This window comes from Dongia sp. (genome assembly GCF_041906375.1).
GTDB lineage: Bacteria > Pseudomonadota > Alphaproteobacteria > Dongiales > Dongiaceae > Dongia.
Map to the genome: position 1 here is coordinate 302,485 of NZ_JAYRJJ010000003.1, position 17,445 is coordinate 319,929.

14 protein-coding genes are annotated in these 17,445 nt (G+C 62.8%); 10 read left to right on the forward strand and 4 right to left on the reverse strand.

Going from position 1 to position 17,445, the window contains the following annotated elements:
- Positions 1-98: 98 nt before the first annotated feature.
- From ACE3OA_RS12875 to glcF, 4 genes are read left to right on the forward strand one after another with little or no spacing between them, the layout of a single operon-like run.
- Entirely contained in the window at positions 99-2,558 is a 2,460-nt protein-coding gene (locus ACE3OA_RS12875; RefSeq protein WP_374311240.1) for an adenylate/guanylate cyclase domain-containing protein, read from the forward strand.
- A 60-nt stretch (positions 2,559-2,618) separates the two neighbouring features.
- The gene (locus ACE3OA_RS12880) at positions 2,619-4,106 is read left to right on the forward strand and encodes an FAD-linked oxidase C-terminal domain-containing protein (protein WP_374311242.1); all 1,488 of its coding nucleotides are present in this window, start codon (positions 2,619-2,621) and stop codon (positions 4,104-4,106) included.
- On the forward strand, positions 4,106-5,260 hold the full coding sequence (locus ACE3OA_RS12885; RefSeq protein ID WP_374311244.1) for an FAD-binding protein: 1,155 nt from the start codon (positions 4,106-4,108) through the stop codon (positions 5,258-5,260). The genes ACE3OA_RS12880 and ACE3OA_RS12885 overlap by 1 nt, the downstream gene beginning before the upstream one ends.
- Before the next feature lies 1 nt (position 5,261).
- Positions 5,262-6,563: a glycolate oxidase subunit GlcF gene (gene glcF, locus ACE3OA_RS12890; RefSeq protein WP_374311246.1), complete on the forward strand. Its 1,302-nt coding sequence runs from the start codon at positions 5,262-5,264 to the stop codon at positions 6,561-6,563.
- Positions 6,564-6,677: 114 nt separating this feature from the next.
- Here glcF and ACE3OA_RS12895 read toward each other — a convergent pair whose 3' ends face one another.
- Positions 6,678-7,826 carry a helix-turn-helix transcriptional regulator gene (locus ACE3OA_RS12895; protein ID WP_374311248.1) on the reverse strand — a complete coding sequence of 383 codons (1,149 nt, stop codon included), beginning with the start codon at positions 7,824-7,826 and terminating at the stop codon, positions 6,678-6,680.
- Positions 7,827-8,112: 286 nt separating this feature from the next.
- Here ACE3OA_RS12895 and ACE3OA_RS12900 point away from each other — a divergent pair, with 286 nt between their 5' ends.
- Together ACE3OA_RS12900 and ACE3OA_RS12905 are read left to right on the forward strand one after the other, a co-directional pair.
- On the forward strand, positions 8,113-8,682 hold the full coding sequence (locus ACE3OA_RS12900; RefSeq protein ID WP_374311250.1) for a helix-turn-helix domain-containing protein: 570 nt from the start codon (positions 8,113-8,115) through the stop codon (positions 8,680-8,682).
- Positions 8,683-8,692: 10 nt separating this feature from the next.
- Entirely contained in the window at positions 8,693-9,223 is a 531-nt protein-coding gene (locus tag ACE3OA_RS12905; protein WP_374311252.1) for a GNAT family N-acetyltransferase, read from the forward strand.
- Positions 9,224-9,308: 85 nt separating this feature from the next.
- On the opposite strand, the gene ACE3OA_RS12910 is transcribed toward ACE3OA_RS12905, so the two are convergent.
- Complete coding sequence (locus ACE3OA_RS12910; protein WP_374311254.1) at positions 9,309-10,391, reverse strand: M14 family metallopeptidase; 1,083 nt, start codon at positions 10,389-10,391, stop codon at positions 9,309-9,311.
- A gap of 95 nt (positions 10,392-10,486) precedes the next feature.
- On the opposite strand from ACE3OA_RS12910, the gene ACE3OA_RS12915 reads away from it, so the two are divergent.
- The 4 genes from ACE3OA_RS12915 to ACE3OA_RS12930 all read left to right on the forward strand — a co-directional run bounded on the left by ACE3OA_RS12915 (position 10,487) and on the right by ACE3OA_RS12930 (position 15,082).
- A complete protein-coding gene (locus ACE3OA_RS12915) occupies positions 10,487-11,203 on the forward strand; it encodes a hypothetical protein (protein ID WP_374311256.1) in 717 nt (238 codons plus the stop codon).
- A gap of 65 nt (positions 11,204-11,268) precedes the next feature.
- Positions 11,269-11,835: a tetratricopeptide repeat protein gene (locus ACE3OA_RS12920; RefSeq protein WP_374311258.1), complete on the forward strand. Its 567-nt coding sequence runs from the start codon at positions 11,269-11,271 to the stop codon at positions 11,833-11,835.
- On the forward strand, positions 11,819-12,550 hold the full coding sequence (locus ACE3OA_RS12925; RefSeq protein WP_374311260.1) for a hypothetical protein: 732 nt from the start codon (positions 11,819-11,821) through the stop codon (positions 12,548-12,550). Before ACE3OA_RS12920 ends, ACE3OA_RS12925 begins: the two co-directional genes overlap by 17 nt.
- A 171-nt stretch (positions 12,551-12,721) precedes the next feature.
- Complete coding sequence (locus ACE3OA_RS12930) at positions 12,722-15,082, forward strand: DUF1989 domain-containing protein (protein WP_374311261.1); 2,361 nt, start codon at positions 12,722-12,724, stop codon at positions 15,080-15,082.
- On the opposite strand, the gene ACE3OA_RS12935 is transcribed toward ACE3OA_RS12930, so the two are convergent.
- Both ACE3OA_RS12935 and ACE3OA_RS12940 read right to left on the reverse strand, forming a co-directional pair.
- Positions 15,079-15,843: a methyl-accepting chemotaxis protein gene (locus tag ACE3OA_RS12935; protein WP_374311263.1), complete on the reverse strand. Its 765-nt coding sequence runs from the start codon at positions 15,841-15,843 to the stop codon at positions 15,079-15,081. The two genes, ACE3OA_RS12930 and ACE3OA_RS12935, sit on opposite strands and share 4 nt — an antisense overlap.
- Positions 15,844-15,989: 146 nt before the next feature.
- A complete protein-coding gene (locus ACE3OA_RS12940; protein ID WP_374311265.1) occupies positions 15,990-17,333 on the reverse strand; it encodes an NAD(P)-binding domain-containing protein in 1,344 nt (447 codons plus the stop codon).
- Positions 17,334-17,445: the final 112 nt, after the last annotated feature.

Genomic DNA, 17,445 nt, shown 5'->3' on the forward strand with positions numbered 1-17,445 from the left:
GTGGGCGGCCGGGTCTAGTGTTTTTCTGCGCACAAGACTAAGGTTGCAGGATCTCCTGCACCAAGCAGCAGCCATGCTATCGGATCGCGAGCGCAGCCATGCAGTCGGATCACGAGCGCCCAGTTCTCAAGGCAATTCTGTTTGCTGATCTGCATCAGTCTAGTCGTCATGTCGCCCATAACGAAATAGGCACGCTTTCCTTCCTGCAGGAATGCTTTGGCATCTTCCGGGACCGGTGCCGGAAATTCGGCGGCGAATTCATCAAGACGACGGGTGATGGAGTCCTGATCCTGTTCGACAGCGCCGTCAGCGCCGTCGATTTCGCGGTTGAGAGCCAGACCGAACTGGAAGCGTCGCAGACCGATGGCGCCAATGCACGGCAGTTCCGCATCGGCCTGCATATGGGGGAAGTCTACCGGGGCAGCGGCGACGTCTTCGGGCATGCCATCAACGTCGCGGCACGCATCGAGGGTCTGGCCGAGCCCGGCAACATCTGCGTCTCTCAGGAGGTTTACCGCGCCGCCCATCAAGGGTCGGCATATGGCTTTGTGTCCGGTGGGCGGGTCACTTTGCGCAACATACCGGACCCGTTGTCGATCTATCATCTGCGCCCCAATGGCCGGCCGGCGAAGGGGCATGATGCCGGTGACTTTCATATTGCGACGATCGACGGCTTCTCTTTGACGGCCGACGATGCCGAGCCGCTGCCCCTGCGCTCGCAGAAGGCGCGCGCACTTATCGGCTTTCTCGCCCTCTCGAACAAATTCCGCGAAAACCAGGATCGCATCATCACGCTTCTGTGGCCCGATCGTAGCCGCCTGGAGGGTCGGCGGGCGCTCATGAGCTGCCTCGCCAATATCGAGAAGGCGCTGGCTCCGGTCGGGCCCGACCTAATCGTTCGGCAGGGTGATTTTATCGGCCTCAACGGCGCATGGGTCGATGTCGACTTGCCGATGATCCTGGAAAACCTGGCCTCCGGAAAGATCGACGCGTTGCTGCTCGAGAAACCGAACTGGCCGCAGACAATTCTGTTCGGGCTGGAGCAGGTGAGCCCGCTCTTCAATTCCTGGCTCAAGGTCACTCGCCGCAATTGGGGTGAGAGGGTCAGCGAGTTGCTTGAAGCCATGCTCGACCGGTTCGAAATCGGCGAGCCGCTGATGAAGCAGGCGGCAACCGCCTTGCTTGTTGCGGAGCCCTGCCATGAGCATGCCGCGCAATGTCTCATCCGTCATCATGCCAAGACCGGCAACCAGGCGGCGGCTCTGCGGGTCTACGATGCCCTGTGCAGGGAGATGGAGGCCAGATTCTCACTGCAACCCGGCACCGATATCGTGAACCTCATCCGCGGCCTGAACGGCATGCACAGTCCTTCCGTCAAAGAGGTTCCCTCCGACGGCGCGCGCGTCCGGCGGCCGACGATCGCTGTCGGCGACGTGACGGCGAGATGCGATTCTCTGCTGGATCCGGCCTTCGGCTTTCGGGCGGATCTGATCAGCAACCTCTCGCGCTTTCGCGAATGGACCATCATCGAAGGAAGATCCGATGCCCGTTCATCGGGCGCCGACTACTTCATCAGCGGCAGTTGTTCCGAGGTGCTGGGTGAAATCGAACTGCACCTGCTGCTGGTCAGGCCCGATTCAGGCCACGTGGTGTGGAGCGAGATGTTCCATTTCGCGGCCGGCAATTGGGCCGAGACGCAAAGGAAGATCATCAGCAGGATCGCCTCTTCGCTCGAAGTATATGTATCGCATGACCGGCTGTCGCGGATCTTGCCGGAACATGCCGGGCAGAATGTCTATGACCTCTGGATCAGGGGCGAACATCTCCTGACGCATTGGAAGCCGAAATCGGAAGCGGAGGCGATGGCGCTCTTCTCGGAGGTCATCGAGAAGGATCCGGAATTCGCGCCCGCCTATGCAAGCCTGGCCAGCGTCTACAGCTCCCGCCACTTCGTCTGGCCGGGCAGCGCGCCGGATCCCGCTCTGACGCGCCGCGCGCTCGATCTTGCCAACCGGTCGATCGATCTCGATCCTCTCAGTGCGCGGGGGCAATTGACGGTCGCCTGGGCCAGCGCGAAGGCCGATCAGTTCAGCCAGGCCGAGGTGCATTTCGAGCTTGCCGTCGAACTCAATCCAAACAGCCCCAAGACGCTGCTTTCCGCCGCCCTCGGCCTCGCTTTCATGGGGCGGACCGATGCCGGCAAATTGCTGCTCGATCGCGCCATGGTCCTGTCGCCGATCTTCCTCGATTATCAATGGTCGTATATCGCGGCCATCCGGTATCTGGTCGGCGATTTTGCGGGCGCGGTCGATGCCGCCAACCGCTCGAAGAACGTCATCGTCGACACGCCGGGCTGGGCCGCTGCCGCCCATCTGCAGCTTGGGCAGGCGGTGGAAGGGGCCGCGGCACTCCGCGAAATGCAGAAGATCGTCTCGGCGGAATGGTATGGCAGCCAGGAAGCGAGCATCGAGGCGGTGCTGGACTGGTATCTCGCCGGCTTTCCCATCCGGCGGGAGGAAGATCGCCGGCAACTTGCCCGTCTCCGCGAACTCATTTGACCGGTCCGGGTGCAAATGCATCTCCCCGTGCCGGGTGAATTTAGGCTATAGAATCGGGCCATGCAGATGCCGCCGCCCGATTCAGCAGCGTTTGAAGCTGCCCCGCGATTTGTTGCTGCCCTGCGCGAGGCGCTGGGGGCTGAGAATGTCATCGCCGAAACGCGGGCCATGCGGCCTTATGAGAGCGATGGCCTCACCGCCTACGCCCAAGTACCGCTCGCCGTGGCCCTGCCGCGTTCGACGGCGGAAGTCTCGGCAGCCCTCAAAATCGCGCATCGTTTTGGCATCAAGGTCGTGCCGCGCGGTGCCGGCACCTCGCTCTCCGGTGGGGCGCTGCCGCTGGCCGATGGGCTGCTGCTGGGGCTCGGCAAGCTCAACCGGATTCTCGACATCGATCTTCCCAATCGCTGCGCCGTGGTGCAGCCCGGTGTGCTCAACCTCGCCATCTCCCATGCGGTTGCCGGCGACGGCTTCTATTACGCGCCCGATCCCTCCAGCCAGATCGCCTGCTCGATCGGCGGCAATGTGGCCGAGAATTCCGGCGGCGTGCATTGCCTGAAATACGGCCTCACCACCAACAATCTGCTGGGGCTTGAGATCGTGCTGATGGATGGCGAGGTGATCCGCTTAGGGGGCAAGCATCTCGACAGCGGCCTCTATGATCTGATGGGCCTTTTCACCGGTTCCGAAGGTCTCCTCGGCGTCGTCACCGAGGTGACGGTGAAGCTGCTCAGGAAGCCCGAAAAAGCACGGGCGCTGCTGGCCGGCTTCGCCTCATCCGAATCCGCCGGTGCCGCGGTTGCCGCGATCATCGGTGCCGGCATCATCCCGGCCGGCATGGAAATGATGGACAGGCCCGCCATCCATGCCGCCGAGGATTTCGTTCATGCCGGTTACCCGCTCGACGTCGAAGCCCTGCTCATCGTCGAACTCGACGGGCCGGAGGTCGAGGTCGACGATCTCATCGCCCGCGTCAGCGCCATCGCCACATCCTTCGGCGGCACGGGCCTCCGCGTCAGTCAGAGCGAGGCCGAGCGTCTCCTTATCTGGGCCGGGCGCAAGGCAGCCTTTCCGGCGGTGGGGCGCATCTCGCCCGACTATTACTGCATGGACGGCACCATTCCGCGCAGTCGTTTGCCCCAGGTTCTTCAGCGCATGAATGAGCTTTCCGCCCAGCATGGCTTGCGGGTCGCCAACGTCTTCCACGCCGGCGACGGCAATCTGCATCCGCTCATCCTCTACGATGCCAATAAGCCCGGTGAACTCGAGGCGGCCGAGGCTTTCGGTGCCGATATCCTCAGGCTTTGCGTCGAAGTCGGCGGCGTCCTCACCGGCGAGCATGGGGTGGGTGTCGAAAAGCGCGACCTGATGCCGACCATGTTTACGGAAGTCGATCTCGATCAGCAGATGCGCGTCAAATGCGCCTTCGACAGCGGCAATCTGCTCAATCCCGGCAAGGTGTTCCCGAACCTCAAGCGTTGCGCTGAGATGGGGGCGATGCATGTGCGGGGTGGGAACCTGCCGCATCCAGAATTGCCGCGGTTCTGATGCTGCTCCCCGCCACCGAGTCGGAACTCATTGATATCGTTCGCTCTTCCGTGAGTGAGGTGGCGCCGCTCGCCCTCATCGGCCATGGCACCAAGGCAGGGTGGGGGCGGCCGGTCGGGGGTAAGGTCGTTTCGCTGCGCCGGTTCAGCGGCATCATCGACTATGCCCCCGCCGAACTGGTTATGACCGTTGGCGCTGGTACGCCGTTAATCGAGATAGAACAGGTACTTAAGGGAGAGAAGCAGCATCTGGCCTTCGAGCCGATGGATTTCGGCCCCCTTTATGGCGCGCCGGCCGATCAGGCGACAATCGGTGGGGTGATCGCCTGCAATCTTTCCGGTCCCCGCCGCCCGTTTGCCGGGGCAGCGCGCGATTTTTTCCTGGGATTCAAAGGCGTTAACGGTAGCGGAGCAGCGATCAAGGCGGGTGCCAAGGTGGTGAAGAACGTCACCGGATACGATCTCCCCAAGCTTATCGCCGGTTCCTTCGGCACGCTGGTGGCGCTGACCGAAGTGACCTTGAAAGTCGTGCCGGCACCCGAAACCTCCTGTTCCTTAGTTCTTGAAAATATTGATGTTTTCCGTGCCGAGCGGCTGATGACCGCGGTGCTGGGCAGCACGGCCGACCCATCCGGGGCGGCCTATCTGCCGGCGCCGTGCCAGTTGGTCTTCCGTCTGGAAGGGGCGGGACCGTCGGTTGCCTATCGGCTGGGCGTTCTGCAGGGTCTGGCAGGGGCCGGGCGTGTTCTGGATACGACAGAATCCGTCGCACAATGGCAAAAAATCAGGAATCTTGACCATTTTGAGGCTCCGGAATCGCCCGTTTTATGGGTGTTTTCGGTGCCACCGGCCACCTTTTCCCAGGGTTTGGCACAGCTTTTGGCGGCTTTGCCGGGGTCCAAATTCAGTGTCGACTGGGGTGGCGGACGCCTGTGGTTTGCGCATTCTCTCACAGATATGCCGGCCGCTGTGCGTGCAGTTCACAGCTATCTGGGCGGCCAGGGGCATGCCACCTTGCTGCGCGCGCCGGATGAGTGGCGGAAGGGCGACCGGGTTTTCAGCCCCGACGTGCCGGTGCCGCTCCTCCAGAAAGTCCGCGCCGCCTTCGATCCCAAGATGATCTTCAACCGCGGCCGCCTGCATCCGGATCTTTGACATGCAGACCCATTTCTCCCTCGCCCAGCTCGCCGATCCGGATCTCGCCGCCGCCGACAAGATCCTGCGCAACTGCGTCCATTGCGGCTTCTGCACGGCCACCTGTCCCACCTATGTCATCGCCGGTGATGAAAACGATTCCCCGCGCGGGCGCATCTATCTCATCAAGAACATGCTGGAGAGGGATGAGGCGGCCGAGACAATCGTCGCCAAGCATGTCGACCGTTGCCTGACCTGCCTTTCCTGCATGACGACTTGCCCATCCGGTGTCGACTACATGCATCTGGTCGACCAGGCGCGGGTGCGGATCGAGGCACAATATCGCCGGCCGTTCTTCGACCGGCTGCTGCGCAATGTGCTGGCACAAGTGCTGCCGAACCCGACCTTGTTCCGCCTGGCGCTGGCGCTGGGAAAGCTTGGCCGCTTGTCGGGCCTGCCGCATCTGCTGCGTGGCCGGATGAAGGCGATGTTCAGCATGCTGCCGCAGGAGATCGCGGCACCGGCGGTGACCGATCAGCCCGGCGTCTTTCCGGCCGAAGGCCAGCGCCGGGGCCGAGTTGCGATCCTCGCCGGCTGCGCGCAGCCGGTGCTGAAGCCGGGTATCAATGCGGCGGCGATCCGGCTGCTCAATCGGCTGGGCATCGAAGTCGTGGTGGCTGAAGGTGCTGGTTGCTGCGGCGCGCTGACCCAGCATATGGGCCGCGAACACGAGGCGAAGGAGACGGCGCGCCCAACCTTGCATGCCTGGGCGCGCGAGATGAACGGTGCGGGACTTGATGCCATCGTCATCACCACCTCGGGCTGCGGCACCTCGATCAAGGATTGGGGGCATCTGTTCCGCGGCGATGCGGACGCGCAACTGGCGCGCGCGGTTGCAGCCAAGGCGCTGGATATCAGCGAATATCTGGTGAAGATCGGCGGCGTCGCACCAACTGCACCCATGCCAGTCAAGAGGATCGCCTATCACGCCGCCTGTTCCTTGCAGCACGGTCAGCGCGTCCTGCCGGCGCCCAAGGATCTGTTGCGTGGCGCCGGGTTCGACGTCGTGGATATCGCGGAATCGCATCTCTGCTGCGGGTCGGCCGGCACCTATAATCTGCTTCAGCCGGAATTCGCGCGGGAGCTGCGTGCCCGCAAGCTCGGCAATATCGCCAAGACCGGCGCCGACATCGTGTCGGCCGGCAATATCGGCTGCCTGCAGCAATTGGAAGGCGGGCTTAACCAGCCCATCGTGCACACGGTCGAACTGCTCGATTGGGCGAGCGGTGGACCGAAGCCGGCCGCGATGGACACGCGCCCCTAGCGATTGCCAGGCGCGCGGCTCTGTTCAGGCGAACTTGCGTCCCGCGCTAAGCTGCCTTGCCGGCGGTATGGATTTCGGCAACGCGGCCGGTGGCTGCGCCATCGACGATGGCGCTCAGGAACAGGCGGCTCTCCCGGCAACTCTCATGGTGTCGGCACAGCGTGCAATCGGCAGCTGCGTGGGGCGCGGGTTCTGAGCGCGATGCCCCATCGGCGTGCTGTGGACAGCGACGAGCCGCACCAGATCGGCCTGGCGCGTGGCGCCGGTCTTGGCAAAGACGCGGCGCAGATGGGTCTTGACCGTGCCTTCGCCGATGCCGAGCGATTCCGCCGTCTCTGGGACACCGCCGATTTCGACGATGGCGAGCAGCACGCGCAGTTCGGTCGGCGTCAGCGCATAGGCCTTGGCGATCGCCGTCGGCGCCGTATCCACTTTGAGCGCGGCGCGTTGCAGGTAGACGACGGCGATGGCGGAACTGGCGTTGCGCGCGCGGCCATTGCGGAAGGCCAATGGCAGGATTTGGGCGACAAAAGGTTCACCATCTTCCCGCTCGAGCGTCAGGAGCAGATCGTCGGGCAGGGACGTGCTGGTGGCCCCGGCGAATTCACCCAGCGCCGCATTGAATTTGTTGTTGGCAGCGCGATCGAGGAAGGTGAGGCGACCGGACGTTACCCGGCAAAGGTCACGCCGGTCGAGGGCGCGATAGGCGACAGCATTGGCGTGAACGATATGCGCATCGCGATCGACCAGGAACAGGCTGCTGCTGAAGCCGTCCAATGTTTCGGCCAACGTCGCCGCCTCGTTCGCCTTGATGTCGAAGGCGCGGCCGATAAAGATGGCGCGGCGTATATGCGGTGCCAGCAGACCTATGCGGCGCACGATCAAATCGTCGGCCGGGCCCTGGCTGACATGCCGGAAGACGCCGAACAATGCCGCCGACACGGCGGACCGTTCGAGCGTCACGGTAACCATGTCGATGAGGCCCTGTGGCTCGGCCCACTCGCGATAAAACCTGGTATCGGCAAGTTCGCCGTGCGGAATGAGGCTGGACACGCTCACCGGTTTCTCGATCTCGCCGAAATACTGCAGCGTGTTCGAGGGGTCGAACTTGATGTACTGGGTGAAATAGGTGTGACGGAAGTCTTCGTGGATGCGGCCATCGTGATAATAGATGCCGCCTTCGTTGAAGGAGGAGCTTTCGAGAAGATGGCGGCGCTGTAGCCGTTCACGAAGGTGGCGATGCGGCCCAGAACCTCCGGCCACAAGGCAGGCGCCAATGCCGCTTCGTAGATGCGTTCGATGGTGGCGGAGAGCTCCGTCGCTTCTTCGAGGTGCTGCAGTTCCACGGTCCGGCTCCACATCAGCTGCGTCATCGGGTCGGCCCGGAATTGGCCCGGGGTTTGTATTGGCAAACCTAAATACGCTCATTGTGTGTAGGTGCCAACTTCCGATTCTGTATTAATGACCGATGTCACAACTTATACGCTCGGCCAGGAATCTGACTTGAAGCGCCTTGCCGTCCGCCTAGTAGTGAGATAATTTCTCATAAATGAGAAAAAGTCTCGAAATAGATCCGATCGACCGGCGCATTGCCGAGCGCCTGAAGAGCCTGCGGGCGGACAGGCATTGGTCGCTGGAGGAGTTGGCGAGGCGCAGCGAGGTCAGTCGGGCCACCCTGTCGCGGCTGGAGAACGCCGAGGTGAGCGCCACCGCTAGTGTGCTGGGCAAGCTGTGCGCCGCCTATGGCCTTACGGTCTCGCGGCTGATGCATATGGCGGAAGACGGTTTCGTGCCCCTGCTGACGCGGGCGGTCCAGCCCGTCTGGCAGGATCCGGAAACCGGCTTCCACCGACGCTCCGTCTCGCCGCCGGCGCAGGCGCTGGCGGGCGAAGTCGTCGAAGGGACCCTGCCGCCGGGGACCACGATCAGCTATGACGCGCCGCCGCGACCCGGTCTCGAACATCATCTGCTGATGCTGGAGGGAAAACTGCGTGTGCGCGTCGGCGGGCGCGATCATGACCTCGCGCCCGGTGATTGCCTGCGCTATCAGCTGTTCGGACCGAGTGCATTCGAGACGATGGCGGAGAGTGGTGCCCGCTATCTCATTTTCCTGGTGTGACGCGCACGACATGACTCCCGAAATAACGATATCCGCCCTCTCTCCCGACGGGATCGCCCGCCACAGCCAGGACCTCGCGATTCTGCTCCATGCCTGCGTGCATGCCGGGGCCAGCGTCGGCTTCGTGCTGCCGCATGACATCGGGGAAAGCGAGGCGTATTGGCAGGATAAGGTTCTGCCGGCAGCGCGCGGCGGCAAGCTGGTGATGCTGGTGGCGTGGTGCGCCGGCCGGATCGCCGGCACCGTGCAGCTCGATCACGACACGATGCCAAACCAGCCGCATCGCGCTGAGGTGCGCAAGCTCCTGGTGCATCCGGACTTCCGCCGCCGCGGCATTGCGCGGAGGCTGATGATGGAAATAGAAGCGGTGGCGCGGCAGAAGCAGCGGCACCTCCTCACCCTCGATACGCGCAGTGGCGACAGCGCCGAGCCGCTCTATGCGGCACTGGGCTTCGAGACGGCGGGCATCATTCCGGCCTATTGCCTCGATCCGCTTTCGCCCCGGCTGGATGCGACGACGGTGATGTATAAGAGGCTGTGAGCGGGCTGAGACTGAAGGCCACCCCCATCCCGGCCCTCTCCCTTCAGGGGGAGGGTTGGGTGGGGGTGCTGCATCGCGCAGTCTTTCAGGACTGCGTGAGGCCCTTCATCGTGCGGCCGAGGACGTCGACGGCGCGCTCGATGATCATTTCCTTCCACTTCCTTTCGTCGGGATAGAAGGTGTAGCGGATCTGGCTCTTGATCTTGCGGCCGAGATCGCTGTCGAGCTTGCCATGCACATGCAGCCAATTGTCGGCACGGACCGCGTCGATCATCGGTTCGACCGGCACGGTGCCGTATTCCAGGGTGATGCCGGTGATCGTCGTGGCCGGCAGGGCCGCGACGACGCCGATATTGGTATCGCCGGTAACGGCGGTCGAGGTCGATGAGCCGTCGTCGAGCATGGTCGCTTCCGGCCCGAACCAGTCGCGCACGCGCGCGGCACCCGGCGTGCCGCCAAAATCGTTCGACATGATTTCGCCGACGCCATAAGGGCCGAGGCCCGTATGAAGATCGATGAACGCGGCATGCCTGGCGGTCGCGGCATAGGGAGACAAAGCGGCGGCCAAGGTGCGGCGCGACCAGGTTGGGCCGGTGCCGCCATAGAAGACGCCGTCCTTGTCCCAATACTGGCCGTTCATGATGGCGGCCTGCAATTCGATGCGGCTGTGGCGGTCGATAAATTTCTGGAAGACCTGCTTCACCGCGGCCTCGGATTCGTCCGACCATTCCTTGGGGCAGATATGGTCGCGCAATTCCCGGTAGCCGGGATTTTCCGGTGCCTTGGCATGGTCGAGGAAGTTGCGGTTGAGGTCGACATTGTCCTCGTTGACGCGCCGCACCCAGGCAAAGCCATAGGGATTGATGGCGTGGATGAGGAGGATGGCCGTATCGGCCGGCAGCTTCTTGAAAGCGCCGTCGCCGAGCCAGGAATTCTGGATTCCGGAGCCGCAGAAGCCTTCGGCGCCATGGGTCGAGGACATGGCGATGAGCAGGCGCGAAGCCTGCTGCGGGCCGAGGCGGGCGACATCGGTCGCCAATTCGCCGCCGTCGGGGCCGCGCTGCGGGTTGAGGTAGGATTGGATGTCGGCGCCGGCGGCTGTGGCCGCCGCGCGGAAACGGGCGCGCGCTTCGGCATAGGTGGCGGAGAAATGGGCTTCGGCTGTCATGATTTCCGGTATATTTCTGATGGTTGTTGTGCGGTCGCACATGCAGCCGCATGGCGCGTATCAAATGTTGAACAGTTATATTATAGGGATGCCACTTGTCGACGGAACCCCCTATCGGTAGCTGCCTTTCCGGCCTGCTGCTTCTCGTGGCTGGTCTGCTATTCCCGGATTTCGCCTGGGCGAAGAGCTGCACCCCGCCCGAAAACACAGCAGCCATCAAGGTGAATCTGGTCGAGGGGAACCTCGCCTACAACACGGCAGAGCCCCTCAAGATGCTGACCCGCAGGATGCGGCGCAATGAGGATGCCGGCGTCAAATCCATCTACAGTTTCGGGCTGACCAGCGTCGAGTGGCGCAGCAAGGCGGATATGCAATTGGCCGGTATGCCGGTCGGCGCGGCGTCCTATTGCTGGTACGTGACCGAAATCAGCATGACCATCGAAACGCACTCGACCATTTTCCTCGCCAAGGAGATCGCGCGCGACAGCTGCATCTGGCGCGAGGTAATGAACCATGAGCAGAAGCATGTGAAGCTCAACAGGATACTATTCGGCCGCCTCAAGGACGATCTCAAACCCAAGATTGCCGCGGTGGCCGAAGGAGGTATCGAAACGTCTGATGGTGATGCTGCCATGGCGGTATTCCGTCCGAAGATCGAGAAGACGATCGACACGGTACTGGAAAAGTTCTCCGCCGCGCGTGAGAAGCGGCATCGAGCCGAGATCGATACGGAGGCCGAATACGACCGGGTCGATGCTGCCTGTACGGAAACGGAATGGGATGCCATCTATCGCCGAGCCGGACTCAAATAATCGAACCGGTGCGGCGTTGCGGTGATATAATAATACTGTTCCTCTCGGTCCGCGCGAGGTGTCCATTGAGGTGCTTCGATCTCGTTCGCCAAGTTCTCCTCGCCGGCAGTTTTGCTCTGGCGCTGGCCCCTTCGGCGTCGGCGGATCAGAACGACCCGCGGCTGCCCGCACTTTTCAAGCGCCTCCACGATACCGACAATCTCAACATCGCCCGCCTCACCGAATTCATGATCTGGAATATCTGGGGCGAGACCGGCAAGCCCGAACTCGACCGGCTGATGAAAGAGGGCGAGGCAGCGATGGAAGATGAGGATTTCAAGACGGCGGTCGCAAAATTCGATGCCGTCATCGCGGCAAGGCCCGATTTTGCCGAAGGCTGGAACCGGCGAGCCACGGCCTATTACCTCAGCGGCGATTACGATGCGTCGCTGTCCGATATCGAGCATGTGCTGGAATTGGAGCCGCGGCATTTCGGCGCGATCTCCGGGCTCGGCGTCGTCAATCTGGCGCGTGAACATGACGCGGCGGCTCGTGACGCGTTCGAGCGCGTGCTCTCGCTCTATCCGCTCAACGTGCCGGCGCGGGCAAACCTGAAACTGGTCAAGAAGCGGATGGATGATGGGGCGATCTGAGCGTGCCGGCAGATTGGCTGCCTTGTGCGTCCTCCTGCTTTTGACCTTGCTTCCTTGGGCGCTCCTCACCGCGCCGGCGCGCGCCCAGGATTGCGGTGCGGCCATCGCGCCGCCGGTCGTTTCCGTGCGCACCCAGGCGCGGCCGCCGGTCCAGGATCTCAGCCGCGGCATCGCCAACTTGACCGGCGATCCAAGGCTCGCGGTGCCGCATGGCCTGCAGGATTTCAGGTTTGCCGTCGGAGTCACCGCCGCCGATGCAACAGGAACCTCGAAATGGCAGATGCAGGGCCTTCGCCTGGGCGACGGCCGGCAGTGCTGGTCGATCACGCAATTGCAAATCCTCATCACCGTCTTCACCAAGGTCTATATCGCCAAGGAAGTGCCGCGCGGCAGCTGCCTGTGGAACGAGGTCGCCAAGCATGAAGCCAAGCATGTGCGGCTGGACCAGAAGCTGTTCCCGCACATGTCCGGGATGATCCGGCCGAAAGTGCTGCGCGCCATTTCCCACTCGGTGCCGGCGCGGAGCGGGGAGGAGGCCAAGGCGCTGCTCAACCAATTGGTCAATCAGGCGGTCGGCGAAGCGGTCCGGGATTTCCAGGTGACGCGCAATGCCGAGCAGTTGAAGATCGACACACGGGCCGAATACAGTCACCCCAACCGCGTCTGCGGCGAGGCGGAAGTGGCGGCCGCCATCCGGCGGGCGGGCCTGCGCTGAAGCGGCACCCGCGGATATTGGCACGGTATTGGTTCCGCCTTTCGGTTGCAGCAGGTCGATTGCGCGCTTGAGATGGCTTGTTTCAGCGGTCTAAGATTGGCGCAGGATTGGCCTGATCTGAATCCGCTGCAGCCGAGGTCGCATATGGGCATCATGGCAGGCGATGGGGTGATGCGGCCGCGGGTCATCGAGCCGGGCCTGCCGCGCTGGGACCCGGGGACGGAACGCTACCGGCTGGCGGGACTGGGGGCGCTCATCCTACGGCTCGAGGCCGGCGACCATCTCGACATCATTGACCGCGAGGGCAGGCAGGCTTGTGAACTGGCCTGCTTCAATGCCGCCACGATGGCGCCCGAACTCGGCGCGTTGGGTTTGCGCGGGGGGACCTCATCCCCTGGCATCAACGCGGTGCTGGCCGGGCAGCCGGCTGGGTATGGCCATGGCGCTGACGAGATCCGGCAACTGCGGCAGCAATTGGCGCATTGGCGCGTGCCCAAGGGCGTCGAAGCCGCGGCGCGCGTGCTGGATGGTGTCACCTATCCCGGCGAACGGATAACGCTCACCGCCGACCGAGCCGTCATCGTGGTGCTGCATGCGCTGCGCGCGGGTGCGGGCGAGATGTCGCCGGAAGAGCAGAATCCGGCGACCGACCTTTCCGTCATCGTCCGGCGTGCGCAGGTGACGCCGCTCACGGCGCCGCCGCTGCCGGCACCCTTGGGCGAATTGGTCGCCGAGTACCGGGTCGATAGATGCACGGCGCTTTCCTATGAGGTGAAGGCAGGGCAGTTCATCCAGATCATCGACGTTGCCGGCCGACAATGTTCCGACTTCGTCGCCTTCGATGCGCGCCAGTTGGCGCTGGGCCGCGAGCGCGGCATCGACATGACGACGACGCGCACCATGCTCGGGGCGATCTATCCGGGGCCGGGACTTGCCTCCAAATTCTTCGACGTCGACATGCAGGCGCTCGCGGAAGTGGTGCGCGACACCTGCGGGCGGCACGATACGTTCGGCCTTGCCTGCACGCTGCGCTTCTATGAGGACGCCGGCTATCCCGGGCATCCCAGCTGCTCGGAAAATCTCAGCTTCGCCCTCGAGCGTTTCGGCCTCGAGAAGCGGCCCGGCTGGCAGGCGGTCAACCTCTTTTATAATACCGGCGTCAATGCGGCCAACGCGATCTTCCTCGACGATCCGTGGTCGCGGCCCGGTGACTATGTGCTGATGAAGGCGCTCCAGGATCTGGTATGCGGATCCACCGCATGCCCTGACGATATCGACGCCACCAATGCCTGGAACCCCACGGACATCCATGTTCGCATCTATGATGCGAAGAACGATTTCTCTCGAGCCATGGCCTATCGCATGACAGCAGATTCCGAGCCGAGACTGACCCGGGAAACCGGTTTCCATCCGCGCACATCAGCGCTGACCCGCAACTTCACCGAATATCGCGGCTTCTGGCTGCCCAACCGCTTCAACAATGCGGGGCCGACGGCGGAATATTGGGCGGCCCGCGAAGCCGCCGCGGTGATGGATCTCTCGCCCTTGCGCAAGTTCGAGGTGCTGGGGGCGGATGCCGAGGATCTGCTGCAGATCGCCTGCACGCGCAACATCAGGAAGCTCGCGGACGGGCAGGTGGTCTATACCGCGATGTGCTATGAACATGGCGGCATGGTCGATGACGGCACCGTGTTCCGCATGGGACCCGACCGCTATCGCTGGATCGGCGGTGACGAGTTCGGCGGCAAGTGGTTGCGGGATCTCGCCGAGAAGCGCGGCCTCAAGCAGGTCTGGGTGAAGTCGGCCACCGACCAGCTCCACAACATCGCCCTGCAGGGCCCCGAAAGCCGCGAGATCTTGAAGGAGATCATCTGGACGCCGCCGGCGCGGCCGCGGGTCGATGAGATCGGCTGGTTTCATTTCACGATCGGGCGCATCGGCGACTATAACGGCGTCGCCGTGGTGGTCTCGCGCACCGGCTATTCCGGCGAACTGGGTTATGAAATCTTCTGCCATCCCAAGGACGCGCCGGCGGTGTGGGACGCGGTGTGGCAGGCAGGTGCACCCAGGGGCATGCTGCCGCTGGGGCTCGAAGCGCTCGACATCCTGCGCATCGAAGCCGGCCTCGTCTTTGCGAATTACGAGTTCAACGACCAGACCGATCCCTTTGAAGCCGGCATCGGCTTCACCGTGGCGCTGAAAGGGAATGAGGAATTTGTTGGCCGCGACGCCATCATCCGGCGCAAGGAGCATCCCCAGCGCGTGCTGGTGGGATTGGAAATCGCCGCCAAGCAGGCGGTCAGCCATGGCGATTGTGTGCATTTGGGCCGCGCCCAGGTGGGTGTCGTCACCTCCGGCTGCATCTCGCCGATCCTGGGCAAGAACATCGCGCTCTGCCGGATGGATGTGACCTATGCCGCGATCGGCACCGAGGTCGAGGTGGGCAAGATCGACGGCCAGCAGAAACGCCTGCCGGCGCGCGTGGTGCATTTCCCGTTCTACGATCCGGAGAAGCTGAAGCCGCGGAGTTAGTGGCCCGATTGGGGCGGGACAGCGAGGACTTCCTGCAGTTCGCTCATCAGCTTGGTGATGCGTTCGGCCGAGGCGCCCGAGGTGGTGGCCAATGTTTTGATCTCCTGCGCCACGACGGCAAAGCCCAGTCCCTGCTCGCCGGCGCGGGCGGCCTCGATGCGCGCGTTAAGGGCCAGCATCTTGAGGGCGCGCAAGACCTCGAGGATGTTGCTGGTATCCTTGACGATGTGTTCGGAAATGGCGGCGATGCGGGTGATGAGATCCGCATTGGCCTGTTCCAGCCGCTTCCTTTCGGTGATGTCGATGATGAAGCCTTCGAGGAATTCGAGTTGGCCACTCGCATCGAAGACGCCGCCGCCAATCTCATGCACCCAGACCGGCTCGCCCTGGCGCGGCATGATGCGGTAATCGATGTTCCAGTTGGTTTGCGATTCCAATGCCTTGCCGACAGCCGCATCGACAGCGGCGATGTCGTCGGGGTGGGTGATCGAACTGTAGCCGCGCACCTTGTTGCCGATAAAATCGCTGGCCGGATAGCCGCTTACCGTGAGGATGCCCTCGCTGATGTAGAGCATCGTATAATTGGCGTCGTTGCGGCAGCGATACAGGAAGCCGTCCATGCGCCCGGTGATGCTGAGAAGGGCCGCCAATCTGTCGTCGCCGGCGCGCGCATCCGCTGATGCGTCGAAACTGCTGCTGTCCGTCAGGCCTTCGTCGATCATGGCGCTTCCTGAATCGTTGCCGATATCCTTGAGGGTCATGGTCCACCGCACCGTTTGGGAAAATTGACCGTGACGGGAAAATTAGCCTCACCCAGTAAACAAATGGTAATCCCGCAGCGCAACGTCAAAGCTGCGCCGCGGTTTCCTGCGAGGCCGCGGCGCGGAAATTAAGGTCTCGTTCATCTTCACTTGGCTTTGAGATAGCTCTCGAGCGAATCGTCCATGGCGGTGAGCCAGGGCGTGTGGTGCTTGGGCGACATGTTGCCGGTCATGACCGAGCGATAGGAGTTGTTGCGGAAGCCCATGATGTCTTCCACCTTGTGATGCTCCCATTCCATGAAGGTCTTGTTGACCGTCTCGATATCGAAGCTCGGATAGTCGGTGAGGCCGATCAGTTCCTTCACGTAATCCCCCTGGAACCAGATCATCTGTTCGGCATCTTCGAGCTTTTCCTCGCGCGCCCGCCAGTCGGCGCTGTTCTTGCGCATGTCGGCCAGTGCCGGCAGTTTCTGGCGGCCAAGGATCACATCGCGCGAATACCAGGCCTGGGCGTCGAACATGTTGAAAGTATAGAACTGGTCCTGCATGCCGATGTAATGGAGCTGCGGATTGTCCTCCCACACCACGCCACGATAAAGGCCCAGCGGCCACAGCCGGTTCTCGGTACGCAGGCGCAAGCTGTCCTCGATGAAGGGGAAGTGGTGCTGATAGCCGGTGCACAGGATGATCGCATCCACCTCCTTCGAGGTGCCATCCTTGAAATAGGCGGTCTTGTTCTCGACCCGCTGCAGCAGCGGCTTCTCCTCCCAATTGCCGGGCCATTTGAAGCCCATGGGGCGGCTGCGATAGGTGTTGGTGATCGATCTGGCGCCGTATTTGTAGCATTGCGAGCCGATATCCTCGGCCGAATAGGAGCGGCCGACGATGAGGATGTCCTTGCCCTTGAACTCGACCGCGTCGCGGAAGTCGTGGGCGTGGAGGACGCGGCCGTTGAAATTACGGAAGCCTGGAAATTCGGGGACGTTCGGCGTCGAGAAGTGCCCCGAGCAGACGATGACGTGGTCGAAGGCTTCGGTGCTCTTGTGGTCTTTCACAAGGTCATGGGCGGTGACGTTGAACTTGCCGCTGCCCTTGTCGAAATGAATGTCGCGCACCGGCGTGCGGAACCGTACCCAGCCACGCACACCGGCCTTCTCGACACGGCCCTTGATGTAGTCCCAGAGGACGGCGCGCGGTGGGTAGGAGGCGATGGGGCGGCCAAAATGCTCCTCGAAGGTATAGTCGGCGAACTCCAGGCATTCCTTGGGTCCGTTGGACCAAAGATAGCGGTACATGCTGCAGTGAACCGGTTCGCCGAATTCATCGAGGCCGGTGCGCCAAGTGTAGTTCCAGAGACCGCCCCAATCATCCTGCTTCTCGAAGCAGACGATTTCGGGGATATCGGCGCCTTTGGCGGCGGCGGATTGGAAGGCCCGGAGAAGGGCGGTTCCGGATGGACCTGCACCGATGACGGCAACTCGCTTTTTCATATCGGCTCCCTGCACCTGATTTTTTGGATGAATGAGCGCGTGTTCTGGACCTCATCTGGCGGGGGCTGTGGTTCCCCGTATCGATCAATGCTGGTGCTGCAAACAATAACCT